The 25,810-nt window shown below is 33.6% G+C and carries 27 protein-coding genes and 1 pseudogene; all 28 read right to left on the bottom strand.

Going from position 1 to position 25,810, the window contains the following annotated elements:
- Position 1 precedes the first annotated feature (1 nt).
- The 28 genes and pseudogenes from ccoO to HCAN_RS03505 all read right to left on the bottom strand — a co-directional run bounded on the left by ccoO (position 2) and on the right by HCAN_RS03505 (position 25,809).
- Positions 2-685, bottom strand: a complete 684-nt coding sequence (gene ccoO, locus HCAN_RS03635) for a cytochrome-c oxidase, cbb3-type subunit II (protein WP_006655389.1) — start codon at positions 683-685, stop codon at positions 2-4.
- Positions 686-696: 11 nt separating this feature from the next.
- Positions 697-2,163, bottom strand: coding sequence for a cytochrome-c oxidase, cbb3-type subunit I (gene ccoN, locus HCAN_RS03630; RefSeq protein WP_006655388.1), 1,467 nt, complete (start codon positions 2,161-2,163; stop codon positions 697-699).
- A gap of 140 nt (positions 2,164-2,303) precedes the next feature.
- Positions 2,304-3,245, bottom strand: a complete 942-nt coding sequence (locus HCAN_RS03625; protein ID WP_006655387.1) for a KpsF/GutQ family sugar-phosphate isomerase — start codon at positions 3,243-3,245, stop codon at positions 2,304-2,306.
- 16 nt (positions 3,246-3,261) lie between these two features.
- Positions 3,262-4,563, bottom strand: a complete 1,302-nt coding sequence (locus HCAN_RS03620) for a Na+/H+ antiporter family protein (RefSeq protein ID WP_006655386.1) — start codon at positions 4,561-4,563, stop codon at positions 3,262-3,264.
- Positions 4,557-5,474 carry a damage-control phosphatase ARMT1 family protein gene (locus tag HCAN_RS03615; protein WP_081444030.1) on the bottom strand — a complete coding sequence of 306 codons (918 nt, stop codon included), beginning with the start codon at positions 5,472-5,474 and terminating at the stop codon, positions 4,557-4,559. The genes HCAN_RS03620 and HCAN_RS03615 overlap by 7 nt, the downstream gene beginning before the upstream one ends.
- Before the next feature lie 25 nt (positions 5,475-5,499).
- Positions 5,500-5,985 carry a DUF3972 domain-containing protein gene (locus HCAN_RS03610; RefSeq protein ID WP_006655384.1) on the bottom strand — a complete coding sequence of 162 codons (486 nt, stop codon included), beginning with the start codon at positions 5,983-5,985 and terminating at the stop codon, positions 5,500-5,502.
- Positions 5,986-5,995: 10 nt separating this feature from the next.
- The gene (gene purE, locus HCAN_RS03605; RefSeq protein WP_006655383.1) at positions 5,996-6,490 is read right to left on the bottom strand and encodes a 5-(carboxyamino)imidazole ribonucleotide mutase; all 495 of its coding nucleotides are present in this window, start codon (positions 6,488-6,490) and stop codon (positions 5,996-5,998) included.
- A gap of 11 nt (positions 6,491-6,501) precedes the next feature.
- Positions 6,502-6,687: a hypothetical protein gene (locus HCAN_RS03600; RefSeq protein WP_006655382.1), complete on the bottom strand. Its 186-nt coding sequence runs from the start codon at positions 6,685-6,687 to the stop codon at positions 6,502-6,504.
- Complete coding sequence (locus HCAN_RS03595) at positions 6,688-8,013, bottom strand: hemolysin family protein (RefSeq protein WP_172617262.1); 1,326 nt, start codon at positions 8,011-8,013, stop codon at positions 6,688-6,690.
- Positions 8,014-8,067: 54 nt separating this feature from the next.
- Positions 8,068-8,910, bottom strand: coding sequence for a YihY family inner membrane protein (locus HCAN_RS03590; RefSeq protein WP_006656807.1), 843 nt, complete (start codon positions 8,908-8,910; stop codon positions 8,068-8,070).
- Between the two features lie 5 nt (positions 8,911-8,915).
- Positions 8,916-9,755 (bottom strand): biotin synthase, encoded by an 840-nt coding sequence (locus HCAN_RS03585; RefSeq protein WP_006655379.1) that lies wholly within the window; start codon positions 9,753-9,755, stop codon positions 8,916-8,918.
- A gap of 15 nt (positions 9,756-9,770) precedes the next feature.
- Complete coding sequence (locus tag HCAN_RS03580) at positions 9,771-10,175, bottom strand: pyridoxamine 5'-phosphate oxidase family protein (RefSeq protein ID WP_006655378.1); 405 nt, start codon at positions 10,173-10,175, stop codon at positions 9,771-9,773.
- A 1-nt stretch (position 10,176) separates the two neighbouring features.
- A complete protein-coding gene (topA, locus tag HCAN_RS03575) occupies positions 10,177-12,399 on the bottom strand; it encodes a type I DNA topoisomerase (RefSeq protein WP_006655377.1) in 2,223 nt (740 codons plus the stop codon).
- Positions 12,400-12,465: 66 nt separating this feature from the next.
- The gene (locus HCAN_RS03570) at positions 12,466-13,311 is read right to left on the bottom strand and encodes a 3'(2'),5'-bisphosphate nucleotidase CysQ family protein (protein ID WP_006656805.1); all 846 of its coding nucleotides are present in this window, start codon (positions 13,309-13,311) and stop codon (positions 12,466-12,468) included.
- Positions 13,312-14,070, bottom strand: coding sequence for a phosphocholine cytidylyltransferase family protein (locus HCAN_RS03565; protein WP_006655375.1), 759 nt, complete (start codon positions 14,068-14,070; stop codon positions 13,312-13,314).
- Positions 14,067-15,173, bottom strand: a complete 1,107-nt coding sequence (locus HCAN_RS03560) for a CDP-glycerol glycerophosphotransferase family protein (protein ID WP_006655374.1) — start codon at positions 15,171-15,173, stop codon at positions 14,067-14,069. The genes HCAN_RS03565 and HCAN_RS03560 overlap by 4 nt, the downstream gene beginning before the upstream one ends.
- Positions 15,170-15,649 (bottom strand): hypothetical protein, encoded by a 480-nt coding sequence (locus HCAN_RS03555; RefSeq protein WP_231232540.1) that lies wholly within the window; start codon positions 15,647-15,649, stop codon positions 15,170-15,172. Before HCAN_RS03555 ends, HCAN_RS03560 begins: the two co-directional genes overlap by 4 nt.
- The gene (locus HCAN_RS03550) at positions 15,649-16,269 is read right to left on the bottom strand and encodes a gamma-glutamyl-CDP-amidate hydrolase (protein ID WP_006655372.1); all 621 of its coding nucleotides are present in this window, start codon (positions 16,267-16,269) and stop codon (positions 15,649-15,651) included. Before HCAN_RS03550 ends, HCAN_RS03555 begins: the two co-directional genes overlap by 1 nt.
- Positions 16,260-18,581: a PEP-utilizing enzyme gene (locus HCAN_RS03545; protein ID WP_006655371.1), complete on the bottom strand. Its 2,322-nt coding sequence runs from the start codon at positions 18,579-18,581 to the stop codon at positions 16,260-16,262. The genes HCAN_RS03550 and HCAN_RS03545 overlap by 10 nt, the downstream gene beginning before the upstream one ends.
- 3 nt (positions 18,582-18,584) lie before the next feature.
- The gene (locus tag HCAN_RS03540) at positions 18,585-20,129 is read right to left on the bottom strand and encodes a hypothetical protein (protein WP_006656803.1); all 1,545 of its coding nucleotides are present in this window, start codon (positions 20,127-20,129) and stop codon (positions 18,585-18,587) included.
- Positions 20,113-20,886, bottom strand: a complete 774-nt coding sequence (locus tag HCAN_RS03535; RefSeq protein ID WP_006655369.1) for a class I SAM-dependent methyltransferase — start codon at positions 20,884-20,886, stop codon at positions 20,113-20,115. Before HCAN_RS03535 ends, HCAN_RS03540 begins: the two co-directional genes overlap by 17 nt.
- 44 nt (positions 20,887-20,930) lie before the next feature.
- Positions 20,931-21,711 (bottom strand): annotated as a pseudogene (locus HCAN_RS03530) (class I SAM-dependent methyltransferase).
- A 118-nt stretch (positions 21,712-21,829) separates the two neighbouring features.
- Positions 21,830-23,044 (bottom strand): hypothetical protein, encoded by a 1,215-nt coding sequence (locus HCAN_RS03525; RefSeq protein ID WP_006655367.1) that lies wholly within the window; start codon positions 23,042-23,044, stop codon positions 21,830-21,832.
- A complete protein-coding gene (locus HCAN_RS08165; RefSeq protein WP_006655366.1) occupies positions 22,983-23,123 on the bottom strand; it encodes a hypothetical protein in 141 nt (46 codons plus the stop codon). The genes HCAN_RS03525 and HCAN_RS08165 overlap by 62 nt, the downstream gene beginning before the upstream one ends.
- Position 23,124: 1 nt before the next feature.
- Positions 23,125-23,649 carry an adenylyl-sulfate kinase gene (locus HCAN_RS03520; protein ID WP_006655365.1) on the bottom strand — a complete coding sequence of 175 codons (525 nt, stop codon included), beginning with the start codon at positions 23,647-23,649 and terminating at the stop codon, positions 23,125-23,127.
- Positions 23,633-24,751: a DegT/DnrJ/EryC1/StrS family aminotransferase gene (locus HCAN_RS03515; protein ID WP_231232538.1), complete on the bottom strand. Its 1,119-nt coding sequence runs from the start codon at positions 24,749-24,751 to the stop codon at positions 23,633-23,635. Before HCAN_RS03515 ends, HCAN_RS03520 begins: the two co-directional genes overlap by 17 nt.
- Positions 24,724-25,392: an O-methyltransferase gene (locus tag HCAN_RS03510; RefSeq protein ID WP_006655363.1), complete on the bottom strand. Its 669-nt coding sequence runs from the start codon at positions 25,390-25,392 to the stop codon at positions 24,724-24,726. The genes HCAN_RS03515 and HCAN_RS03510 overlap by 28 nt, the downstream gene beginning before the upstream one ends.
- Positions 25,393-25,809, bottom strand: coding sequence for an acyltransferase (locus tag HCAN_RS03505; protein ID WP_006656802.1), 417 nt, complete (start codon positions 25,807-25,809; stop codon positions 25,393-25,395).
- Position 25,810: the final 1 nt, after the last annotated feature.

Raw genomic sequence — 25,810 nt, 5'->3', positions numbered from 1 at the left:
ATTAATTTGCCCTTCTTTTTTGTCCCAAACTATTAAGATAAGCAATCAAAGCGACAATTTGCTTAATCTCACCTCTTTCTAATGCTGCTTTTACTTCGGGATCTTTCATATCTTCAGCTAAGATTTTTGCTTCAGCTAAGATCTCTGCTCTAGCCGATTCCAAGTCTCCAAGTTTTGGATTTCCTTCTGTGTCATAAGGAACCGCAAAAACTACTTTTTGGGTATAAGCTTCAGCATAAGCAGTGTCTATATCAACATTTTTTTGATACAAATGCGGATAAGCAGGCATAATAGATCCAGGAACAATGGAAGGTGGATTTAACATATGCTCTTCATGCCAATCTGTTGTCCTATAATCTCCTACACGATGCAAATCAGGACCTGTTCTTTTAGAACCCCACAAAAATGGTCTATCATATGCATATTCACCACTCAAACTATAAGCTCCATATCTATCTGTTTCTGCCTTAAAAGGACGGATTAATTGCGAATGGCAAACATTGCAACCTTCTGCAATATAAATTTGACGCCCAGCAGTTTCTAATAAAGTATAAGGCTTAAGATTCTCTGTAGGACGAGACGCTTTTGCAAAATCAGGAAGTATTTCAACCAATCCAGCAATAGAAAATACCAACAAAAAAACTACCGTAAAGAAAAACGGATTTTTTTCCAACCAATGAAACATTCAACCCCCCTTTACGCTGCCATTGGAGTTGCATAGTTAGGCTCTTTTTCAAGCTCTTTACTTGCAACAATGGTCATAATAATATTATAAGCAAAGATAATAAATCCAATCAAATACATTGCTCCACCAATTGCTCTAATTGTATAATAAGGGAACAATACAGTTACTGTATCAATGAATGAATAAGCTAAGTTTCCAAACTCATCTGTTGCTCTCCACATCATACCTTGAGTAATCCCAGCAATCCACATGCTTGAAAAATAAAGGATAATTGCAATTGTTTGAATCCAAAATTGTATATCCATAAGTTTTTTAGAATAAATCTCACGCTTAAACAATCTTGGTGTCATATGGTAACAAGCCGCAATAAGCGTAAAACCAACCCATCCCAAAACACCATCATGAACATGCCCTATAATCCAGTCTGTAAAGTGTGCTAAAGCATTAACAGATTTAATAGATTGAATTGGTCCTTCAAGTGTTGATAACATATAAAATGTAGATGCAAGAATTAAAAACTTAATCAAAGGTGATTCTTTTAATTGATGCCATTGCCCTTTCATAGTTAAAAGCATATTCACTGCTGTCCCCCAAGAAGGCAAAATAAGCACTATAGAAAAAATAGAACCCATCGTTTGCATCCAATCAGGAACGGTAGAATAAATAAGATGGTGGCTACCTGCCCAAATATAAACAAACATTAAGCCCCAAAAAGAGAACAATGTAAGCTTATAAGAAAAGATAGGTTGCCCTGATTCTTTAGGCAAGAAGTAATAAATCACTCCAATGATTCCAGAAGTAAATACAAACGCAACTGCATTGTGTCCAAACCACCATTGCACCATCGCATCATTAGTCCCAGCATACAAAGAAATAGAATTCCAAAAAGAACCAACTCCTGATATAAGATAAGTAGGGACAGATAAATTGTTAAAAATATAAAGAGCAGAAATCGCTACAAAAGTTGCAATAAAATACCACAAGCTAATATAAATTGTCTGCTCTCTTCTAACACCCATCGAGCCAAAGAGACTAACTCCCCACAAAACCCAAACAACTACCACCAAAAGATCCAAAGGCCAAACTAATTCGGCATATTCTTTAGATTGTGTTAATCCGGCAAATAGACTCACAACCGCTAATACCATCAAAAGAATATAAAGCCAAAAATGTAAATGTCCAATGAATTTTAAAAATGGATGCTCATTGTATGAGATTTTCAAAACTCTTTGCCCTAAATAATACCAAGCTGCCCAAATACCGCTTAATGTAAAACCATAAATAATTCCATTAGTATGTAATGGTCTAAGTCTCCCAAAAGTCCCAAACTCTCCAGCAAGATAATTGAGATTTGGAAACGCCATTTGAAAAGCGACAATGACACCTAACAATAATCCCACAATACCAAATACAATCGTTGCAAAAAGAAATAATTTGGCAATGGAATAATCATACTCTAATGCAGAATTTGATTGCATATAGACTCCTTCCTCTAAGATTTCCCTAGACTAATTAAATATTTAGAGAATTTGTAATTTTATAAAAAACAACTTAACTTAAAGCTTAAAAAAACAAACAAATGGTAAATGAAACTTGAAACATATTTTATCAATGAAGATTAAATTCTGCCAACTTCATAAAGCTGCACAATTCCAACTACTTCATTGCCATCCATTACTACCAATTCTTTAATCTTTGATTCCATCATTATGGCTTCTGCTTGTGTTGCCATAGCATTACTTTGAATTACTTTAGGCTGTTTGGTCATAATTTCTTCAGCACAAACTTCAAATTTATTCTCCATTAAAGTTCGCCTTAAATCCCCATCAGTAATAATTCCTTGCAATCGATGATTTTCTAACACTAAACACACACCAAGTCTTTTACTTGTCATCTCTGCAATCAAATCTTTAAAACTAGTTTGAGGCGAAACAATAGGCAAATCTTGAGTAACCATAATATCTTTAACTTGCGTTAAAAGCTTTCTCCCCAAACTCCCACCAGGATGAAACATTGCAAAATTCTCTGGTTTAAATCCCCTAGCCTTCATTAATGCCACTGCAATCGCATCACCCATAGCCAAGTTTGCCGTTGTTGAAGAAGTGGGAGCAAGCTGCAAAGGACAAGCTTCTCTTTTAACAGCAATATTTAAAAAATATTGCCCTTCTTTAGCTAAAGTCGATTGTGGATTCCCACTCATAACAATTAATGGAATTGCGCGTTTTTTGATAAGAGGAATAATTCTTAAAACCTCTTCACTTTCTCCTGAATTTGAAATCGCAATAACTGCATCTTCTTTTGTAAGCATTCCCAAATCTCCGTGCAATGCTTCTCCAGGATGCAAGAAGAAGCTAGGAGTCCCTGTGCTTGCTAGAGTGGCAGCAATTTTTGCTGCAATATGCCCTGATTTCCCCATTCCCGTAATTACACAATGTCCTTTAAGCTTCAAAATACATTCAATCACGCCATTAAAATCTTGATTTAAATGTTCTTTTAAGCCTAAAATTGCTTCTGATTCAATATCAAAAACTTCTTTTGCTACTTGAGTAAAATCTTGCATATAAACTCCTTAAAAATCACAATAACATTGCCCCAATAACTCCACCAACCATTAAAGGAATATTATAAACCAAAAAAGTTGGCACACAAGTATCCCAAATATGATTGTGCTGTCCATCTGCATTTAGCCCAGAAGTTGGACCAAGTGTGCTATCTGAAGCAGGACTTCCGGCATCACCTAATGCCCCAGCAATTCCTACTAATAAAATAATGGCTTCATAGCTAAAACCAAGCTTCAATGCTAAAGGACAATAAATCGTCGCAATGATAGGAAGTGTCCCAAAAGAAGTCCCAATCCCCATTGTTACCAATAAGCCAACAAGTAGCATCATCATTGCACCGCCAAGCTGCCCACCTGAAAGAGAAGAAGCAGTCTCTATAAGCGACTCAATTGCACCTGTTTCTTTTAAAATATTGCCATACCCCGCTGCAATTAACATTACAAAAGCAATAAAAGCCATCATTTTAAAGCCATCTTCAATCACATTATCAATATTATCCCACTTAATAGCTCCAAAAACAATCATCACAAAAAGTCCAGCAATCCCACCTAATGGTAAAGAACCCTCCAAAATCTGCACAACAAAAGCTACAATAGCTCCTAGCAAAACTCCAAAATCCTGCCTACTCATTTTAGGATTCTCTAAATGTTTTAAAACATTTTCTTCTAAAAAGGTATTTTGATATTCTCTTGGCTTTCGATAGAAAACAAAAATCGCTAAAAGCAGTCCCACAAGCATACTTGCACCGCCAATCCACATCACACTTGAAATCTGCTCTAAAGTAACATTGATTCCATTTTGCTCTAATTGCTTTTGCAAAATAGTATGAAATAACAATCCATATCCCACACTAAAACTCACATAAGGTGCTTTTAATCCAAAAGTTAAAGCACAAGCAACCGCCCTTCTATCAATTTTTAAACGATTCATCAAAGGCAGAAGCGGAGGTATTAAAATAGGAATAAAGGCGATATGCACTGGAATAAGATTTTGTGAAAAACAGGCAAAAAATGCAATAAAAAGGCAAAACATTAAGCGACGATTCTGAATGAAATTTGCAATATAATACACAAAAATAGGCGTGAGATTTGTCCTTGCTATCGCACTTGCTAAAGCACCAAGCAAAATATAACTCAAAGCAATTTCTAAATTACCTGCCATTCCAGAAATCAAAATCTTAATGCTCTCTTCAAATCCGATCCCTGCAACAATCCCAGCTACTAAGGCTGAAACAAGAATCGCCAACAAAACATTTAATCGTGCCAAACAAAGCACACTCATTACAAAAATTGAAACAACAACCGGATTGGTTAGCATACTAATCCTTTTTTTAAAGAATGGGAATGCAACAAAACAAATTCCCCTAATTTTTGATTTAAATAATCCGCTACAACATTGCATTTTATTTTAAATAAAAAGAAGATTCTAGAATCATCTTGTGCTTGTTTTTCTAGTGATTCAAAATTCCCCATTCCCTTAGCAAAAACCAAATCTGCTTCCCTAAAAAGCCTTTGGGATTCAATATTAGCTAATTCATAAATAAATCCAGGGCTTGGCACACCACTATCCCTTACTTCACAAATCTTAAAAAGCTCCGAATCACTTTGATGCAAATCATCTAAAGTAATATCATTAATAATCTCTGCACCCCTTACAAAATAAAAAATTTGCAATTGTGGATAATGGGCTTTAAAAATTTGAATCAAAATTTCATCAAGTTCATTTTCTCCAGCATTATCACCAATATAAATTATTTTTTTAGCCTTTTGTAACTGCTGCTTTAAAGCGTTTATATGAAAATAAGCAAAGCGTGTATCAAAAATTTTTTGACACTCTTCTTCTAAATTAAACGCATATTCAGCACCATAATCAATCACATTTCCAAGCACTGCACAATAAATACCAAACTCTAATTGATTCTCTTTAGAAATTGTTTTTAGCTTTTCTTTGAGAGATTCTTTAAGTAATCTTGCTTTTTGAATGCTTTGTTGTTTTATACGCCAATAAGGTGTAGGATTTTTTGTTAGCTTTGAAATCCTATCGTATAAAACTACCGCCAAAAGTGTAGGTGGAATCTCTCTATTTTTTTCTAAAATAATTCCCTTTTTTTCAAAAAAACCTAAAACGCTCTCTTGATAATTAACTAAAATTTCTTGCTCTATTTGATTGATTGCTTCTTTTTGAAAAAAATTAATGACTTCTGCTGTTCTCATTGCTTGTTTTTGCAAACAAGCCAAGCATCTTTGTTCTAAATTAATCGTCCATTCCTTCTTTTGGTTTTGTATTAATCACTTTGCCCCACATCATTTTATATTTCCGTTTTAAAAACTCAATTTCTTCTTGGGCTGCTTTGAGTTGCTCTCGCAAAATAGCGATTGTTTTTTTATCATCTTCATAGACTTCTTGTGTATTAAAAAGAGCATCTTTTAAGAATTGATTCTCACTTTTAACGCTTGTAATTGTTTCTTCTTTAGCACTAATCACTTTTTCGTGCAAACTAAGAATTGTGCCAATTGTCTTTTCAACAAATTCATTATCTACGCCAACATTTGAGTTATCTATCATCACTGCATTGCTTCCTGTATGCACTACAGCCTTTGTGCCACTCCCTGCATCAATGAGAAAAACCCCATTTTCTTGTTTGCTTTTTAATTCGCCACTAGCAACCATCTCTAACACCCTTTCTCTTGTTAGATTAGCCAAAGAGGCAAACTCATCAATCTTAACCCAAGTTTCCATTACATAGCCCCTATAAAATCACTTCAATATCTTGGGAATCCAATTCAACATTTTTGGCTTTCATCACACGATCTTCTCGTAATTTTCCTTCTAATTCTGCATTATTTAATGCCAAAATCTGCATTGCCAAATAAGCACTATTGACTGCTCCAGTTTTCCCTAAAGCCACAGTTGCTACAGGCATTCCAGAGGGCATTTGCACCGTGGAAAGTAAAGAATCTAAACCATCTAAAGCTCCCCCTTTAAGAGGCACTCCGATAACAGGTTTTGTTGTCATTGATGCAACTGCTCCTGCCAAATGCGCTGCCATTCCCGCTGCTGCAATAAAAACTTTTGCACCCTTTTGTTCTGCTTGTTTCACATAATCCTTAGTTCGATTAGGACTTCTGTGAGCTGAACTAATAATCACTTCATAAGGCACATCAAATTTCTTTAACACTAAAATACATTCATTCATCACTTCATAATCGCTTTTACTTCCCATTAAAATTGCTATAAATTCCATCTATTTCTCCTTTATATTGTTGAAAGTGCAGCACCAAGCCCTATTAAAAATCCGCCAATTAGCACCATTAAAAAAAGATAAAAAAATAAATATAAAATTGCAGGTAAAAGCACTAGCCACCAAGACCATTCAATCTTCCCTGCTAATTTCAATCCAATAAACAAAAGTTGTAGTCCAACAAAAAAGAAATCTATCATTTATTCTTCTTGCATTTCAAAAGGTTTCTTTTTAGCTTTTAAACGGACGATTCTAGCTCCTTGTGTCGCTAAAACTTCATATTCGCAAAATTCATCACTAATAACATCACCCACTACTGGCATACGCTCCAACAAATTAAAGACATATCCGCCAATAGTAACTTGTTCTGTGTCTTCTTCAAAAGTGATTCCAAGCACATCCGCTACACGCTCTAAGTCTAACATTCCATCAAAAGAATAGGTGTCTTCATCAATTTTATGATAATCCTCGCTTTTTTTGTCGTGTTCATCAGAAATATCCCCAATAACTTCCTCTAAAATATCTTCCATTGTAAGTAATCCGGCAGTTCCTCCGTATTCATCAACCACTAAAGCCGTGTGAATCTGCCTACGATTCATTTGAATGAGAATATTAGAAATTGAAGCACTCTCTGGCACAATAATCATTTCTCTTACAAGTTTTTCTAATTCCTTAGAGGGATTATCAGATAACATTGTCTCTAATAAATCCCTTAAATGCACCATTCCAATAATATTATCTTTACCTTCCTTGCAATAAGGGTAGCGTGTATGTTTAGTGGTTGTAACAATTTGCATATTTTCTTCATAGCTATTATCATCATACAAACAAATCATATCTTTTCTAGGAGTCATAATCTCCTTTGCCATCGTATCAGAGAAGCTCACAGCATTTTGAATAATTTCATTCTCAATCGTATCTAAATATCCACCTTTTAAGCTTTCTCCCACAATAATTTTGAGTTCTTCTTCAGAATGCGCACTTTCTTCACCCTCACTAGCAGGTTTAATTTTTATTGCATGCAAAATGACAGCAGCAATAAAATCAAAAATTTTAATCACGGGATAAAACACTACCCAAAAAATATGCAAAGGTCTTGCAACTAATAGCACAGATTTTTCTGCTTTAGCAATTGCAATAGATTTTGGAACAATTTCTCCTACAACCACATGCAAAAGCGTAATAAAACTAAAAGCAATCACAAAGCTTACAGAATGCAATAAAACAGGGTTATCTCCAATAAAATATTTAAAGGGGACTTCTAAAAGTCGTGCAACTGCTGGTTCTCCTATCCAACCAAGCCCTAAAGATGAAAGAGTGATTCCAAGTTGTGTCGCAGAAAGATAAGAATCAAGTTTCCCTGTAATTTTGAGTGCAAGTTTTGCTCCAGAAACTTCGCGTTTAACTAACTCTTCTAAACGGGAGCGGCGGATTTTAACAATAGCAAATTCAGAGAGAACAAAAAAACCATTCAATAAAACAAGAAACAAAGCAAGAATAGACAGCAAAATCGAATCCACTTCCAAAAACTCTCCTTTAAAATTTTAAAAATTACCCAATTATTATAGCATAACTAACTTTCATTTAACTTCTTTTTGCCTCTCCCCACAAAAGACTTCGCCAATCACATAACTAAGCTTCATTCCAAAAAGTAAAATTGCCCACGAAAGATACACCCAAATAAACAAAAACAATAAAATACTTAAAGACCCATAAAGCGTCAAATAAGCCTTATTATAAAAAACATAATACACAAATCCCCATTTACAAAAAGACCAAAGCAAAGCCGTAATAAGTGAGCTTATCAAAGTATTTTTAAAATCAATTTGCGTATTCGCAGAAATCTTAAAAAAAATAAAAAAAATCGCCCAAGTAATCAAATAAGGGCTAAGCCTAAAGAGCCAAAGCATAAAATCCTTATATCCCAAAACATCTAAATAAGCATAAGCCTTGGCACTCAAATAAATAGAAAACAAAATTCCCACCGGAAAAAGTGTCATACAAGTCCAATAAACCGCTAGAGAATCCCAAAATCCTCGTGGTTTTGTATGAAAAATTTTACCCGCAATGAATTGATAATTTTTGAAAAATAAAATGGAAGTAACAAAAGCATACAATAAACCCATTCCACCAAGCTTTGCAGAGTTTGCTAAAAAGCTATCCATATAATCCAAAAACACATCAGAATAAGTCGGTAAAAAATTTGTAATAACTAGATTCTTAAAACTCTCCAAATAATCCTTAAAATCCGGCAAGGCTGCCACTAGAGAAAAAACAATCAAAAGCATCGGCAAGAGAGCAAAAATGGTATAAAAGCTAAGACTTGCCGCAAAATAAAGCAAATCCCCCTTTAAAAACCCATATAAGATCTTTAGCGATGGAATAGATTCAACCTTAATTCTTGATAGAAGTTTCAAATACATTTTAATTACTCACAACTTGTGGCAATTCCATATCCATATGATTTAATTCTTAAGACTTCTTCTTTGGGTGTATTGCCTTTTGTGGTTAAATAATCTCCCAAAACCACGGCATTAATGCCACATTCAAACAACTCTTTTTGATTCTCTCCAAAAACTCGCTCTCTTCCTCCAGCAATCATCAATCGAACATCGGGCAAATACTCCCTTGCCAATCTCACGCACTCTAATGCCTCTTCTTGACTTAAAACTTCTTGTTTTAAAGGTAAAGCTTTGTTTGGAATGAAAAAATTAATAGGAGTGCTATGAGGCTTCAGCGTTTGAAGTGCGTGAAGCAAATCTAATCTATCTTGCCAAGATTCTCCCATTCCAAAGATTCCACCACTACACAATCCAAGTCCAACTTCCAAAGCATTTTCGCAAGTCTCATAACGCTCTTGAAAGCTATGAGTTGTGCAAATTTGAGGAAAGAAATTTTTAGAAGTTTCTAAATTATGATTATAACTAGCAATCCCTGCTTCTTTTAACTCTTTCAAAGAATCCTTATCCGCAATCCCGCTACAACCAATCAAATGCAAATGCAAACCCTCATTAACAATAGCTCTAGCAGCCCTTGAAATGTATTCCACTCTTTTATCATCAAGGTTTCTTCCACTTGTTACCAAGCAAAACCCCAAAGCACCATTTTTTGCTGCTTCTTTTGCTTCAAAAACAATCTGCTCTATGGATTTAAATTTATAACGATCAATATCCGCATTATATTTTGCACTTTGTGTGCAATAAGCACAATCTTCCGCACAACTCCCACTAGAAACATTAGAAATTGTGCATAAAAAAATTTCCTTCATTTTTAACCTTTTAACTTAAGCTAATGTTAAAACTTCATCTCTGCCTTTAAAATCTTGAATCTTAATGCTAACTTTTTCTAAATAAAACACAACAAAATCAGGATTCTGCGGAGTTTGATAAATCCTTTCAAGACTTGGATATTTTTCAAACATTGCTTCTTTAATGGCAAGATTTGAATCAAACTTTACTTCTCCACGGATTCTAATCCACATATTCTCCCCATCAAATGCACTCAACTCCACTCCTGAAAAATTTTGCATATGCTTATACATTCCTTTTTTATTAGAAGTGCAAAAATACAATTTTTCATCTTTATACAATGCAGATTTTATAGGTCTCACCCTAGGATTCCCGCAAGTTCCTTTAGTTGCCAAAAAAGTAACATTCTTATCTAAAAAATCTAAAATTTCTTGTGTCATTTTATTCCTTTATTGTGGTTTGAATTTCTTCGATTCGCTCTTTACAAGCAATACATTCTAAAACAGCTTTTTTGCGATAAGTTCTCTTTGCCATTAAAGAATTGCATTTAGGGCAATGCACATTAGTTGGCTCATAAGTGGAGATAAAATCACATTTAGGATAATTAGCACAACCATAAAACTTCCCTCTTCTACTCATTCTCTCCAAAATCTCTCCACTGCACTTTGGACATTTCACGCCCTCTACAGCCTTTTTAGCACTTGGAGCAGAATTATTAAGCGATTTAGTATTTTTGCATTCTGGATAACCACTACAAGCTAAGAATTCACCGCTTCTGCTGCGTTTTTTAACCATTGGTTTGCCACATTTCTCACACACGCCATAGCTTTCTTCTTGGGCATTTTCCTCTACTTCTTTTTTGATATATTTGCATTTAGGATACCCACTACAACCCACAAACTCTCCAAATCTCCCACTTCGCTTAATCAATTCCTTTCCACAAAGAGGGCAATTTTCACCTGTTGGCAACGCTATTTTTTGGCTTTGTATAGAAGTTTTTCCCTCATTCACTTTTTGAATAAATGGCTCATAAAACTCCCACAGAAGCTTTTGCCAATCTTGTTTATTTTCTGCAATCTCATCTAATTTTTCCTCTAAATTTGCTGTAAATTTAGAATCCACAATCTCCAAAAAGTGCTTTTCTAAAAGCTCAACCACCTTAAAGGCGATTTCTTGAGGCTTAATCTGCTTTTTTTCTATGCTGATATATTCACGAGAATTAAGCAAGGAAATCGTCGGTGCATAAGTGCTTGGACGCCCTATGCCAAGTGATTCTAAAGTTTTAATAAGACTTGCTTCAGAAAACCTTGCTGGAGGTTCAGTTTGATGCTCACTCAAGTCGCATTTTTCTAGTTTCAAAACTTCACCAACTTTTAAATGAGGTAATAATTTATCCTTATCCTCATTACCTAAAATCCGATAAAATCCATCAAAAATCAATTTTCTACCGCTAATTTTCAAAAGAGAAGAATTCGAATCAATAAAAATATTTTGCAATTCAAATTCTGCATCACTCATTTGTGAAGCTAAAAAACGATTATAAATTAAAGTATATAACTTTAGCTCATCGCCTTTAAGGTATTGTGCGGCAATCTGGGGTGTAAAATCAACCAAGGTAGGGCGAATAGCTTCGTGTGCTTCTTGTGCGCCCTTAGCTTTAGTTGCGTAGTTTTTAGGCTTACTTGGTGCATACTCCTTACCATAAGTTTTAGTAATAAACTCTCTTGCCTCATCCTGTGCAATTTTTGCAATATTTAAGCTATCAGTCCTCATATAAGTAATCACACCCATAGAACCTTTATGTGTCATCACTCCCTCATAAAGCTTTTGAGCTGTTTGCATTGTGCGTGAAGGGGAAAAGCCAAGAATTGAACTAGCACTTTGCTGCAGTGTAGAAGTCATAAAAGGCGGTGGAGTGGCTGTTTTTCGTTTTTTATTTTCAATTTCTTTAACCTTAAAACTCTCTTGTTTGAGCTGTTGAATCATTTCTAATGCTTCTGCTTTATCTTGCAAACTAAGCTTTTGAATCTTCTTCCCTTTAAACTCCAAAAGCTCCGATTCTAATTGCTCTTTAAAAGCAATATCAATACTATAATAAGTAATGGGTTTGAAATTTAAAATTTCTTTTTCCCTATCCACAATAATTTTCAAAGCGCTACTTTGCACTCTACCTGCACTCAAACCCCTTTGAATCTTAGAAGCAATCAAAGGGCTTAAACGATAACCCACGATTCGATCAAGCAATCTTCTTGCTTGTTGTGCATTGACTTTATCCATATCAATATGACGCGGATTTTTCAGCGAATCTAAAATCGCCTTTTTGGTAATTTCGTGAAATACGATTCGAGGTAATTTCTGCGGATCCTTGCCAATAGCCGTTGCAATATGAAATCCTATTGCCTCACCCTCTCGATCCTCATCGGTTGCGATATAAATTGTCTTAGAATCTTTAGCAAGCTTTTTTAACTCACTCACAATATTTTTATGCGATTCATCAATCTTGTATTCTGGTATAAATTCTTGGTTATCAATCTTAATGCCAAAACTATGCTTAGGTAAATCCCTAATATGCCCTTTTGAAGCAATCACTTCATAATTGCTTCCCACAAAATTTTTAATTGTCTTGGCTTTAGTTGGGGATTCCACAATAATCAAATCTTTCAAACTCATTCCCTATTCAAAGAATTTTTTTCTAATCATACAAAAATTTTACAAAAAATATCAAGCACCCTACTCTTGCTCCAAAAGATCGCGATAAATTTGACCCCCTATTTGACTCTTTGAAAACGCAATAAAATGATTATTTCTAAAACTTTCTTTATTATAAAGCAAAGGCTTTTTGGTTATGCAATCTAAAATCACACCCCCTGCTTCTCTTAACACAATATCACAAGCTGCCATATCCCATTCACTCGTGCCATTAAATCTAGGGTATAAATCCGCCTCACCTTTAGCCAATGCACAAACTTTTAAAGAAGATCCATATTTTTGGACTTTTAAATGATATTTTTTGAGAAATTCTTGCGTAGATTCTGTGCTATGAAAATTTGAATCACACGCCACTAACTCCTTATCTGCTATATTTCTCTCTCCATTTAAGCGAATTTTATTTAAATCTAAAAACACCTCATCCACGCAATGTGATTCTATCGCATTTTTTAGCTTTTGGGATTCTATTGTATAGCTTCCAAAACCCTCTAACCCCATATACAACCCATCAAAACAAGGTGCATACACCACACCTAGAATCGGATGATTTTTATGAATTAAAGCAATATTGATAGTCCAACCTCCATTTTTTGCCAAAAAATCTTTTGTTCCATCAAGTGGATCAATAAGCCAATAATACTCCAAATCTTTGCGTTTTGCATATTCTAAAACCGCTTCTTCAGAACAAACTGCATAGGGAGAAATCTTCTGCAAAGCCTGTGTAATATAAGCATTTGATTCTAAATCTGCTTGAGTGATGGGGGATGAATCCTCTTTTAAAAAAAACTCTTCTTTGCCATAATATCTTAAGGCTATTTTACCAGCTTCTATGGCAATTAAAGCAACTTGAAACAATAAATTTTTCATTTAGATTTTTATCTCCAAATCTCTTTTAAAGTCAATTTCACACCATCCTCCAAAAATCTCTATGGTTACTGCATTTTGATATTTATCAATCAAGCCTTGTAAAAAACTTGTCATATACATATTTGCAAAATCTTTACCATCATACAACAAATTTCTATCAAGTTCATCATAAAATTCCAACACTTTAGGTAAAAAATCATAAGAAAACTTAAAAAGCCCAATATATTGACCCTCAATTTCACTATAATCTTTTGGTTTTTTGCCAAGCTCAACAACTCTATTTTCTTTTATTTTTAGAGTTTCTACATCTTCTAGTGGATTATCAAATCGCTTCTCCCAAAGCTCTCTCCAATTTTTATCCACAATAATTCCAAAAGGCACATCAGTATTTTTTAGCTTTTCTACGATTTCTTTAGAATAAATAATATCTGCATAAGAAATCAACAAATCTTCCTTGTGTTGAATGCAAGATTCTATCCATTGTCTTGCACAAAACAATGTTGCAACCATATTAGTAGAATCAAAATTAGGATTTTTAAAAAATTCTTTTAGGGCATATGTTTTAGACAAATAATCTCTCAAAACTTCTTGTAAATACCCACCAACAACTGCAATTTCAATAATTCCTGCCTGTCTTAAAGCTTGAATTTCATAATCAATAATTTTCTTACCTTGATATTCCACCATACATTTTGGATTATGTGCCGTTAAAGGCATCAATCTTGAGCCAAACCCTGCTGCCAAAATAATTGCTTTCACAATTTTCCCTGCAAAATTTCATCAATCTGTTCTAAAATTGCATCCACGCTGCTACCAATATTATAAACATTTTCATCTCTAAACTCTTTAATTCTTTGAGAATCTTCGGTACCTTTTTTATTGGCAATTTTTTCTCTTAACTCTTTTAAGCTACGAATTTGTCCCTCCACACTAATAGCTGGGATAAAATCTGCTAAATGTGTTGTTAATTGTAAGGGAGCAAAAAATAAACTTGAACGCAAAGTGCTCAAAGAGAATGTAAAAGCCGTTGTAGAAAAATCTGTCACTAAAAAGTCGCTAATATTACCAAAATCATTGCCCAATTTTTCATCAAAGCTCACGCGTGGCTCACTATTCCATTTTGATTTAATCAAATTATAAAAAGAATGATTGTTTTGAAAATTCATAGGATGTGCGCGGTAAGAAATATTATAATCACTAGAATCTAAAAGAGTTTCAATAAGATTATTTTCAACTCCCGCAAAAAGATTTAAACTCGCATAATCACCCCCAACATAGCGCAAACTTGGAGCATAAGTTATAGTATTGGTGTCTTGATAAGTATAAGTTTGTATTGCCTTATCTAGCTTTGGATAACCGCTCTCCAATAATTTTACTTTGGTTTTTTTAAAAGATTTTCTAAAAGATTCCATAGCAATTTTAGAGGGCACCAAAATATAATCAACCACTTCGCTCACCCCTGTTGCCTCAACTAAACTATGAGGAAAGTAGATTCGCTTTGCTGATGTGCTAAGGAAAGTCCTATCAATTTTACCATTCTCATATCCTACCTGATCGGCAGTCAAAACCAAATCAATCCCTTCAATATCAACATTTAAATAATAAGTTTGTCCATTTTCAATAATACGCCATGGAAATAAAACATTGTGATGCCCACTACTCTCAAATTCATCATTCAAAATTCTCTCTACAATCGTAATAACATTATATTTTTCCTTTAAACAAGCGATTAAATCTCCATACTGCTTACGATAAGTAGGGTAATAAGATACCACACAAATATTTTTACGATCTTTACTTAAATATGATTCTATAGTGCGTTTTGTTGTTTGAATAAATTGCTTAATAGTTTCTTCAATCATAAAAGCACTCCATTAAAAAATTCTTGAATTTTTTCTTTCTTTGCCTGTTTTATTGCATCATACTTTAAGAATACTTCTCTAAGCTCACGCACAGAACTCACTCCATATGAAAAATTCTCCACCATAGAATAATATTTGTCATTTGGTGGATATTGTATTCCATTAAATCCAAATAAACATAAAATACTTGGATTATGCGTTGATAATGCATGCTCAAAGACTCTATTTGAGGTATCACTCACCAACACATCAATATTTTTTGGTAACTTTTTTACCCATCGTATCGAATCCCCAAAAATACTTTTAATCGCTTCTAAAACTTTCTTGGAACTTTGAGCATGCGGTAAATAAAACACTTCTAAATCATTGTTCTCAAGCAAAGTCTCTAACACCATCACATCAAAACTACAGGCTACATTATTGTGCAAATCATCACTAAATTCCCTTTTGCTTGGTGCATATAAAACCTTCACCATCACTCCTTTAGACTTTTTTTCCATTCTTTAAAAATAGAAGAATCAATCATTCCTTCTTTTCTTTCAATATGCCACATTATACCAAAAATATTTTGTTCTATATGCTTAAAAGCTTCAATGCTAAAATCCTTTGAAATAGCCAATTTAATCAAATAATCCCCCAAAGATTCTATGCAATAATTATGAAAAGAATTGACTTTATAACTTTTATCACCACTCTCCACTAAATGCACTCCAATATGCCCATTGCATAATTTGAGTGTCGCACCAAAATAACTTGCAATTCTTTGAGCACCTCGACAGATTCCAAGCAAGGGTAACGATTCTCTTAAGCAATAATCAATAATCTTGCCCTCATAGTCATCGCGTATTTGGGAGATTTTATCATTATTAAAACAAGACAAATCATTTCCTCCACTCAAAATCACCCCTTTTAAATGACCACCTAGTTTTTGTGCATATTCTTGGAAAGAAATAGCATAACTCAAAGGCAAAGGTATATAATTTTGCAATTTTTGTTTAAAAAATTCCCCCCATTCCAAACTCAATGCTTCTCTTATCTCAAAATAATCTGTATTTTCTACTATTCTTTGGGAGATTCCAATAAACCCTAAAGACATATAATCTGCTCACTTTGACAATCAAGCTTAATTCTCTTAGCTCTCAAATATTGATTAAACGCGTCCTCTCCAACTCCAATAGCCGCAGGCAGCCCAAGCTCTGAAGCACGAATAGCCATATGTGAGTTTGCCCCACCATAACAAGTAATCAATCCTGCAATCTTTTTTGCAAATAAATAATCATAACCGGGATCTGCGGATTTAATCAAAATAATTTTACCCTCAACTTCAGCATCTTCTTGTGTTGCTATTTGCGCATTCACTTCCTTTTGAGTAATAAAGTTTGGCATTACTCTAGCCCCAAAAAAGCTAGAAATTTCTGTAGATTCTGAAATTAAAGGCGGTAGCTTCAATGCCAAAGTCAATTCATACTCTTCTTTATGATACCTAATCTCATCTAAAAAGCGATCTCTAGGTTTTTTGGAATACAAGGAAGCATATAAGTTTAAAATGCTCTTAATATCTAAATAAGCCATATCTTCCCTTGTAATTTCATAATAATCGCCAAGCTGTCCGATTAAAACTAAAGCCTGTGAAAGCAATCGTGTAAATTCAAATTTTGCATACTCTCTACCCTCAATTGCGCATTTTAAAAAACTTAAAAAATCTTTGGCGTTGATCTTTAACCCGTGTTCGCACAAAAGTTTATTTAACTCTTGCATTCTAACTTCAGACAACTCAAAAGTAGAATCGTAGCTCTTGGATAAGGAATTTGTATTTTGTATTTCAAAATACATTTCAAATGCTTCATCATAACGCGGCGATAAAATACTATAAGTCCCTGCTCTCAAATGCCCAAAATCTTTTAAAAATTCTTCTTTATTTGCCAAGGTTAAATTAGTAACTTTATGGCTTAATTGTTTGCTAATTGTTTTTAATGAATTCAAAAAAGCTTCTCTTTCTTCTTGAGTAAAAAAACCAATTTCCACCAAAGAATTTAGCATTTGCATTGCCACAAATCCAGCCCTAGCAATCCCAGCAAATGGAAGTGTTCCATATCGCTTGCACGATTCAATTAACCAATAAATCTTATCAATTATAGACAAATCCGCTTTTTCTAAATTTTGATAGATTTTCTTTAGCTTTTTAATTTTCTTTAAATCTTTAAGATATAAACCTTTTTTTGGATTGATAATTTTATTTGTCAATTCAAGCAATGAGAATTCAATACGCTTTGTTTCATTATCATTAAATCCATTGTTAAGCAATTTTTTTAATTTTTTTGGCGTATTTAAATCATAGCAAGAATACACAATATCAAATTCAATTTTATCATGCAAATAAGGCTTATTTTTAAGTGTATCTAAATAAAAATCAACCAATTTTGAAGCAATGGCAGAATCTAAAGTTTTAGGAATAAAAGAATTAAAAGAAAGACGCACATCAATATATGGGATTCCTAAAAAAGAATGCATAAGGGGGTGAGAACGCAAATTAAGATAACCATAATTATCCCTTTGGTATGCCCAAATACCATCTGTGATAATTTCTTTATAAAGACTTAGAGCTAAACGCTTAGGTTTTAAACCTATCATTTCAGCTGGATTCCAATCTGGCATCACTCCAAAAATAGCCTTTTTCCCATATACATTAGCAATTGTTCTTTGCAGGGATAAAAATCGCTTCTGTAATCTTTTAAGAGCTTCTATGGGCAAAGAATGACTAAAATTAATCTTATTTTGTATGACTAAAGGGCGCACTTGCAAACAATAGAGTTCTCCCTGCTTATCCACTGCAAACTCCACATCCAAAAAATCATAACCAAATAAAAGTTCTAGTTCTTTTAATAAGTTAATAATTGATTGCAAGGTTGTATCTTGCAACAAAGGCGCATCCCTATGGCTAAAAAAACTCACCTTTTCCTTTGCACTTCCATCAGTAATTGTATCAGTCGCTCCACTCTCATCATATTCAATACAATAATACGGAGCCAATGTATCTTTGTCTGCACTTGTTGCCACACCACATAAACGCACATTCTCCAACATTGGTTGAATCAAAATCTCATCATTAATATCTGGCATAGAATCTGCAACTTTATAAATTGCTTCTATAATTTCTTTTTCATCTTTAGAAACATTAGCTAGACTTAAAAAAGCTCCTGCATTGGAATTTTCTTTACTATCTTCTTTTTTAGAAGAGCTTCTCACAATAATTTTTGGAGAATCTAGCCTTAATATTTGTCCTAAAATCTCTTTCTTATTCCTTTGAAAATCTTCTAAAGTTAAAATTACCATAGGGAGGATTTTAGCGGTTTTCAACTTCCCTTGCAAAAGTTTTAAATTTTGAGCTTTAGATACAAATTGCAACATATCTCACCCTTTTAAAGTTTTCTCTAAAACAAAATTGGCAATAAATTCGCTAGAATTTCCCAAATTAAATACTTCTTTTTCGCGATATTCTCTAATTTGATTTGCTCTCACTTCTTTATCCTCTGTTAAAATTTCTTGCACCTTTTTCAAACACTCTTTTCCGCTAAAAGCACTTTTATGCAAAATAGAATTATAAAACTTAATCCCCAAATAATTATTTTCTAAAATGCTTTTGTCTTGACACAATAAAATAGCAGGCTTCAAAGTTGTCAAAGGAAAGGTATAAACCAAGCTTGAATAATCTCCAATCATACAACAACATTCTCGCATAATCTGTGCTTCTAATTTGCTAGTCGTATCATAAATAAACCAAGGAAATTTCGCATACTCCTTAGCAATCTCATCGCTTTCTTTTCGCAAAATATTACCAGGATAAGGACGAAAATATACCTTTTGTTGATTATGGAAACTTTGATATTCTAATAAAAAATCTTTAATCATTTTAAGACTTGCATAATGATTAATGGCAATCAAAATACTCATTCCTGATTGTTCTTTTAACTTGTCATATTCAAAAATATTTGCATCTAAACTTGGATAACCTCCACAAACAAGTTCTTCTTCAAAACCATATTCTTTAAATTTATTTTGATAAATTCTATAATTAGAAAGACTAGGGACAATTCGATATCCATTAATACCCATTTTCTTTTGAAACCAAAAATCATCAAGAGGTCTTTTTCTCTGAATTAAAGCTGCAATAGGATCAATAAAAGCGTGTGGAACATAAATTATCTTATTCCCCCAACTAGGTGAAGTTAAAGGCATAAGGCAAGTAATAAAAACTTCAAAAATAGTGAAAAAATTCCCCATATAACTCATTTGCAAAGGTAGTAAAATGCACTTGTGTTTCTGCGATTGCGGTATTTTCCCATAGCTTTCTTGATCATAATAGACATAAATAACTTTTGCACCTTTTTCTTCCAGCTTTTTAGCAATATCACCCAAATGTTTATTGTTAGCAAAAGTCGTAACGGCAACCCCAATGCACTTTGAAGGAATCTTAAATAAATCTCTAAAATAAGCGCTTATTTTCTTACTTAAAACTTCTAATTCTTGCAATAAAAAACTCTTTTCTTTTAAAGTCAGATAAAACTGCAATACAAAGTAACTAGTTAAACTCAAAAAGAGAAAAGTTTCATTGGTTGTATTTTTCTTAATTTCAGAAAATTCAACTTTTTTAAAACATTCAAACAAAATTCTGTCAATTTCTTCAATCCCATTAAAAACAAATTCTCTAGGAAGAATCTTTGCTTTTTTTTCTAAAATCTCATAAATATTTTTATCCTGATGAATAATCCACAATACTCCATTTTGTAGAATCTTCTCTTTATTTTTAACAAGAGAAGATTCTACCTTGGCATCATCAAGAATTAAAAAATTCTGCTCTAAGCCCAATTTTTTTTGGAGATTTTTCAAAATCACCAATGCCGCTTGCGTATCCTCTCCATTTGGGTAAAAGTAGATATTTTTAAACTTTCTTTGCACTCCAGCACCTTGTTGTATATTTTATATCAAATTCCTTTGGCAATCTCTGTTCTAAAACTTGAGCAATCCTGCCAAACAACTCTTCACCCTCCTTTGTTTCTAAATCCCAATATGGATTTTTCACACTTCTCCATGCATTGATATAATTCTCCAAGCTTTGATGAAAATAGAAATCCTCTTCAATATAAATAATATTATCAAAAAGCTCCTTATGAGATTCAATAATCGGTCTTTGATCCTCTCTCCTTACTCCGCGTGTGTAATTTGGCACAAATTCTATAATACTCTCTTCTGCTATTTTCTGAATAGGATCATTTAAGTCTCTATGATTCCACATACAAGAAAAATAACTTTTAGGCTTCAATAGGCGATAAGATTCTTTTAATGCTTCAACCCTATCCATCACATTAAAACTACTCCCAAAAGCTACCCAATCAAATACACCGCTTTGCAAAGTAGAATCAATCCCAGTTGCTCTAACCCATTCAATCTTTTGATCTTTTGTTCTTTGAACTCCAATCTCGCGCATTGCATCATTAGGCTCTACTGAAACAACCTCACAACCTCTCTCCAAAAGCATTATACTTAGATTTCCAGTTCCAGCCCCAATATCTGCTACCTTTATAATTTCTTTTTTTTGATTTTTTTGCATTAGTGCTACAAGCATATCAATTGTTGCAGGAGCATAGTTTGGTCTATATTCATAAAATTTTGCATGTTTAGTATAATCCCATACTTGTTCGACAATTTTTTTCATTTCTCAATCCTTCCATTCTAAAAAGCCTAGAATGGAAGGATTTTCTACGCTCTCTTCACACTCCAAGCTCTGATTTTATAAGGAATTTCAATTTTTTCCAATGACTCAATTTTTGACTCAATCATCGATAAAATTTGTTTCCAACGCTTCTCTCCTGCTTGAGCTTGAATATCATTCACAGACTTCCAAGCTCCAATATAACGAGATTTATCCATTATCTCTACATAATCACACTCCATAAAAAAGCAATCCTTAAAATGACCTGTAGAGATAAGAACTTCTTCCCATTTTTTAGCATTTTGACTTCCACTACTTACACGAGTAAGCTCTGGAATAATATGCTTAATCTCTTTTTCAATCTCATCAAACACTGAACCTTCTATAATATTTCTAGGGTTCCAAATGGCAGTAAAATAGCCCCCCCCCCCCCGCACTATTTTTTAGGATTCTTGCAAACTCAGGCAAAGATTTACTTGGATCTGTCCAATGAAATGAACTTGCCATAATCACCCAATCTGCAAAATTAGATTCCACACCAGTTGCTTCTCCACTTCCTTTTTGCCATTTAATTCTTGTGTTTTGTGTATATTTAATACCTTCTTCTCTCATATTATCATTAGGCTCTACTGCTAAGACTTGCATTCCAAAATCATCTAGCATCTTTGTTAGCTTTCCAGTCCCAGCACCCACCTCAACAACTCTCAAATCTTGCATCTTTTTATTTTCATCATTAATGCATCTAATTAATTTTTCTAGCAACATTTCGCTATAAGCAGGACGATTATGATAATGCTTAGCTACTTCTGTAAAATCACCTTGTTTCATTATTTTTCCTTGTTTAAGATTATTCTTGCTATTTTAACAAATATCATCACTTGATTTCCATAAATCACGACATATTTACCTTATTAAACTCTTTCAATCAATCACTATTTTATAAAACTTACAGAAATTTAGAAATAATAAAATCCCCCATTATCTTACTTGCATAACCAAAATGATAAAAATGTAACTCTCTATATTCCAACAATCTTTTTCTCCATTGCTGTTGATTACAAAAAATCTTTTCTATTATCTCAAAAAAATCATCTTTATCAAAATTCGCTCTCACGCCCAAATTTAAATTCAACTGCCTATTATCACTCACACTTGGACACAAAGCTAAAACTGGAAAAGTATTAACTGCTGTAGTAATACCTCCAACAAAAGCAAAACTCCTACTATAACTCCAAGGATTGATACTCCAAGAATCATCAATAGAAAAATTAGGATTTTTTCTTAATTCCTTTAGAATTTCACTTGTTTTGCACCATAAATGTTTCCCCTCAAAAAACCCTCTATGCCTATAAATTACTCTATATTTTTTCAAGCTCTGCTTCATAAAAGGCAAAAATTTAAAAAATTCTTCTTCATCATAAGGAGCAAACAATATTGAATCTTTTTGACAATCAAAATTAATCTCTTTAAAAACCAAATCAAACCCTAAATATCCACTCTCTACAATCTTGATATGTTTAAGATTACTTGGGGCAAATTCTTTCAATCCAATACTTAAGTAATCTATCTTATCTCCATAAAATTTTTCCATATCCACTTTTGACCAATCGCTTAATGCATGACCCAAATAAATCGTTGGCACATTATTATTTTTGGAATTCAAAATAGAAGTCTTACATAAAACCTTCAAAAAAGAAAGTTTTTCTGTATGCTCCAAAGGAAAACAAATCGCATAAACCCTATTTCTAAAAGAACTCTTTTTAAATTTTCTTAAAACATTCTCCAAAGAATTTTTAGTGGCACAAATATATAATAAATTTACTCTAGAATGCTCTAACAAATAGTCATCCAAATATCCTATATGCTTATCACTAGCAATACCACAAAGCTCTATCCCTACAATATCACCTGTAAATTGTTTCATATCATTTGTTATTTTTGAAACCATCTTTAAAGTGTATTCACAAAAAGCTTCTTCATTATAGGAAATGCCATACTTTTCTAGCTTTTTCTTTAAAATATCAATAGTTTTTTTATTGCCGCCATTTGCCTTATTATTAGCCAAATTAACAACAAATCCACCTTGCAAAATATCATCTTTATAGTCTTCTAATGTAATACCCCCCCCCCCTATCATCAATGTAAATAATCTCACAATCATCTTCTATCTCTAAGATCATTTCTCCAAGCAAAACTCCAGAAATACCGGTTGGATAAACATAAAATCTCTTTCTTTTCATATTAATTCAAAAATTCCACAATTTTTTTAATTTTTTGCTGTAAATTATTTCTCACTCCATTTTCAATCACCAATTCAGCATTTGGCTCATCAAAAGACAAATCCACTCCTACTACATTTTTAATTTGCCCTTTTAATGCAGCACTATAAAGACCTTTTTGATCTCTTTTTTTTAATTCTTCTAAATCACACTGAATATAAACTTCCAAATAATTCTCCAAAGTCTTACGATTATAGTCATAAATCTCTTTAAACATTGAAATAGTTGTAACAACCACGATTAATCCCTGCTCACTTAGAAAATGTGCAAATTTTGAACGCTTCAAAGCAACTTCAATACGCCCATTCCTATCATAATCGTAATGACCAAGTAAAACGCGCAATTCATCACCATCAAGATAAACTATATTAGGATTTTTTTTCTTTAACTCTTCATAAACCCCAAACCCAATCGTGCTTTTACCACTCCCTGCTAAACCACAAAGCCATATCACAAGCCCTTTGCCATCTTTAACCAATAGCTTCATTGATTGCCTTTATCACACTCCCTACTTCCACATCACTCAAATGCTCTCCCATAGGAAGTGAAAGAATCTCACTCTCCCAAGCCTTAGCCTTAGGGGTTTTTGATTCTACCACATAAGGTTTATTAGAAAATGCTTGAGTATTAGGCAAACAAATAGGATAATGCAATCCTGTTTCAATTCCCATTTGGTTTAGCTTTTGTGACAATTCATTTCGTTTTTGAGTGCGGATAACAAACAAATGCCACACACATTCACATTCTTTTTTAACTTCAGGAAGCCCTACAATCCCGCTTAATCCATCCATATAAAGCTTTGCAATTTCTCTACGCCTCCCATTCCAAGAATCCAAATGTTTCAACTTTACCCTTAAAATTGCAGCTTGAATCCCATCAAGCCTAGAATTCCTACCAACAATCTCATGTTCATATTTCCTTAACCCTCCATGGCGTGCAATGCATTTACACTTTTTGATTAACGCTTCATCTCTGCTAACAATCGCTCCGCCATCACCATAAGCCCCAAGATTCTTGCCAGGATAAAAACTAAAAGCTGCAATATCACCCAAACTCCCAACACATTGCCCATTATATCTCGCCCCATGAGCTTGCGCACAATCTTCAATCACTCTTAAAGAATGCTTTTTAGCTAACTCCAAAATCTCTTTCATTCTTGCACTTTGCCCATACAAATGCACCGCCATAATCGCACTAGTTTTTGGTGTAATCTTGCTCTCTAAATCCTCAATATCTAAAGTATAATCCGCTCCACAATCTACAAAAACGATTTTCAATCCATTTCTTACCACTGCTTCTGCACTTGCTGCAAAGGTATTTGCAGGAACTAGCACTTCACTATCCTTTGGAAGATTCAAAGCCTCAATTGCAATTTCTAAAGCATCACTTCCATTACCAACTCCAAGTGTCTTAACTCCGCCACCAATAAATTCTGAAAACTCTTCTTCAAAAGATTCAACCGCATCCCCTCCAATAAAAGCACTTTTTTCTATCACTTCAAAGATTGCTTTATCAACTTCCTCTTTAATCCCCAAATATTGCTTATGCAAATCTAAAAATTTCACAACCATAGCACACCCATTTTCCAATTTTCCTCACCCAATTCTTCAAATTTCATATATTGTTTAGAAACTACAATTTCCCTCCAAGCCTCTTTCATACCATCACTCCATGCAATATCATCAAAAAGCATAACACCACCCTTACTCATAAAGGGTAAAATTTGCCTAAAATATCTCAAAGTTGCTTCCTTATCATGATGCCCATCAATGAAAGCAAAATCAATAGGAGAAATTTCATTTAAGAGTTTTGGCAATACTACTTCAAATCTTCCCTCAAATACAAAGATATTTTTCAAACCAAAAAATTGATGATTATCTCTTGCAATAGTTGCAATATTTGGGCTTCCTTCAATGGTATAAATCTTAGAATCTGGAGCAAAAAAACTCATATAGCTACTTGAAAACCCACAACAAGTTCCAAGTTCTAAAATAGTTTTAGGAAACAAATTAGAAAAAATTTTATAAATACATTCAGCCTTTTCCTTTTTAACTCCAATCTTTGCTAAATTAGACAATGGAATTTTTACACAAACCCCTGCTTCCATCTGTTCTTTACTTCGCTTATCATGAGATGCCCCTGCTCCAAAATCCACCACTTCTATAAGGCTATTTTCCCCTCTTAATACTTCCCTTCTTTTCTCTATTTCTAAGACAGCTTTTTCTAGCACTTATATCTCCCTTATTAATCTTGCGGGATTTCCCGCGTAAATGCCTTTTTTAGTGATATTCTTAGTTACCACACTCCCAGCACCAATCACCACGCCATCACAAATATCCACAGGTAAAATCGTAGCATTACTACCAATGCTCACATTATTCCCAATTTTTGTTTCTCTCCACAATGCAGAATCACAAGCCGGTCCGCCTTTTTGAAACAAATCATTAATAAACATTACACCATGCCCAATAAAACAAGATTCTCCAATGCTGACCAATTCACAAATAAAGCTATGACTTTGGATTCTGCTCTTAGCTCCCACTTTCACACCCCTTTGAATTTCTACAAAAGGTCCCACAAAAACCTCATCACAGAGTTCGCATTCATAGAGATTGCAAGGCTCTACAATTTTAACATTAACTCCCATT

The organism is Helicobacter canadensis MIT 98-5491, from assembly GCF_000162575.1.
In the GTDB taxonomy this organism is placed as follows: Bacteria; Campylobacterota; Campylobacteria; order Campylobacterales; family Helicobacteraceae; genus Helicobacter_D; species Helicobacter_D canadensis.
Note: the sequence above shows the minus strand (reverse complement) of the source record. Positions and strands in the feature narration are given on the sequence as shown.

Coding starts and splice junctions, on each gene's coding strand:
- HCAN_RS03545 (WP_006655371.1), bottom strand. CDS start 18,581: ATGTTGCAATTTGTATCTAAAGCTCAAAATTTAAAACTTTTGCAAGGG.
- HCAN_RS03585 (WP_006655379.1), bottom strand. CDS start 9,755: ATGAAGGAAATTTTTTTATGCACAATTTCTAATGTTTCTAGTGGGAGT.
- HCAN_RS08165 (WP_006655366.1), bottom strand. CDS start 23,123: ATGAAAAGAAAGAGATTTTATGTTTATCCAACCGGTATTTCTGGAGTT.
- HCAN_RS03590 (WP_006656807.1), bottom strand. CDS start 8,910: ATGTATTTGAAACTTCTATCAAGAATTAAGGTTGAATCTATTCCATCG.
- HCAN_RS03600 (WP_006655382.1), bottom strand. CDS start 6,687: ATGATAGATTTCTTTTTTGTTGGACTACAACTTTTGTTTATTGGATTG.
- ccoN (WP_006655388.1), bottom strand. CDS start 2,163: ATGCAATCAAATTCTGCATTAGAGTATGATTATTCCATTGCCAAATTA.
- HCAN_RS03555 (WP_231232540.1), bottom strand. CDS start 15,649: ATGGTGAAGGTTTTATATGCACCAAGCAAAAGGGAATTTAGTGATGAT.
- ccoO (WP_006655389.1), bottom strand. CDS start 685: ATGTTTCATTGGTTGGAAAAAAATCCGTTTTTCTTTACGGTAGTTTTT.
- HCAN_RS03525 (WP_006655367.1), bottom strand. CDS start 23,044: ATGATTGTGAGATTATTTACATTGATGATAGGGGGGGGGGGTATTACA.
- HCAN_RS03580 (WP_006655378.1), bottom strand. CDS start 10,175: ATGACACAAGAAATTTTAGATTTTTTAGATAAGAATGTTACTTTTTTG.
- HCAN_RS03560 (WP_006655374.1), bottom strand. CDS start 15,173: ATGATTGAAGAAACTATTAAGCAATTTATTCAAACAACAAAACGCACT.
- HCAN_RS03610 (WP_006655384.1), bottom strand. CDS start 5,985: ATGGAAACTTGGGTTAAGATTGATGAGTTTGCCTCTTTGGCTAATCTA.
- HCAN_RS03535 (WP_006655369.1), bottom strand. CDS start 20,886: ATGAAAAAAATTGTCGAACAAGTATGGGATTATACTAAACATGCAAAA.
- HCAN_RS03625 (WP_006655387.1), bottom strand. CDS start 3,245: ATGCAAGATTTTACTCAAGTAGCAAAAGAAGTTTTTGATATTGAATCA.
- HCAN_RS03550 (WP_006655372.1), bottom strand. CDS start 16,269: ATGTCTTTAGGGTTTATTGGAATCTCCCAAAGAATAGTAGAAAATACA.
- HCAN_RS03570 (WP_006656805.1), bottom strand. CDS start 13,311: ATGAAAAATTTATTGTTTCAAGTTGCTTTAATTGCCATAGAAGCTGGT.
- HCAN_RS03505 (WP_006656802.1), bottom strand. CDS start 25,809: ATGGGAGTTAATGTTAAAATTGTAGAGCCTTGCAATCTCTATGAATGC.
- HCAN_RS03520 (WP_006655365.1), bottom strand. CDS start 23,649: ATGAAGCTATTGGTTAAAGATGGCAAAGGGCTTGTGATATGGCTTTGT.
- HCAN_RS03620 (WP_006655386.1), bottom strand. CDS start 4,563: ATGCTAACCAATCCGGTTGTTGTTTCAATTTTTGTAATGAGTGTGCTT.
- purE (WP_006655383.1), bottom strand. CDS start 6,490: ATGGAATTTATAGCAATTTTAATGGGAAGTAAAAGCGATTATGAAGTG.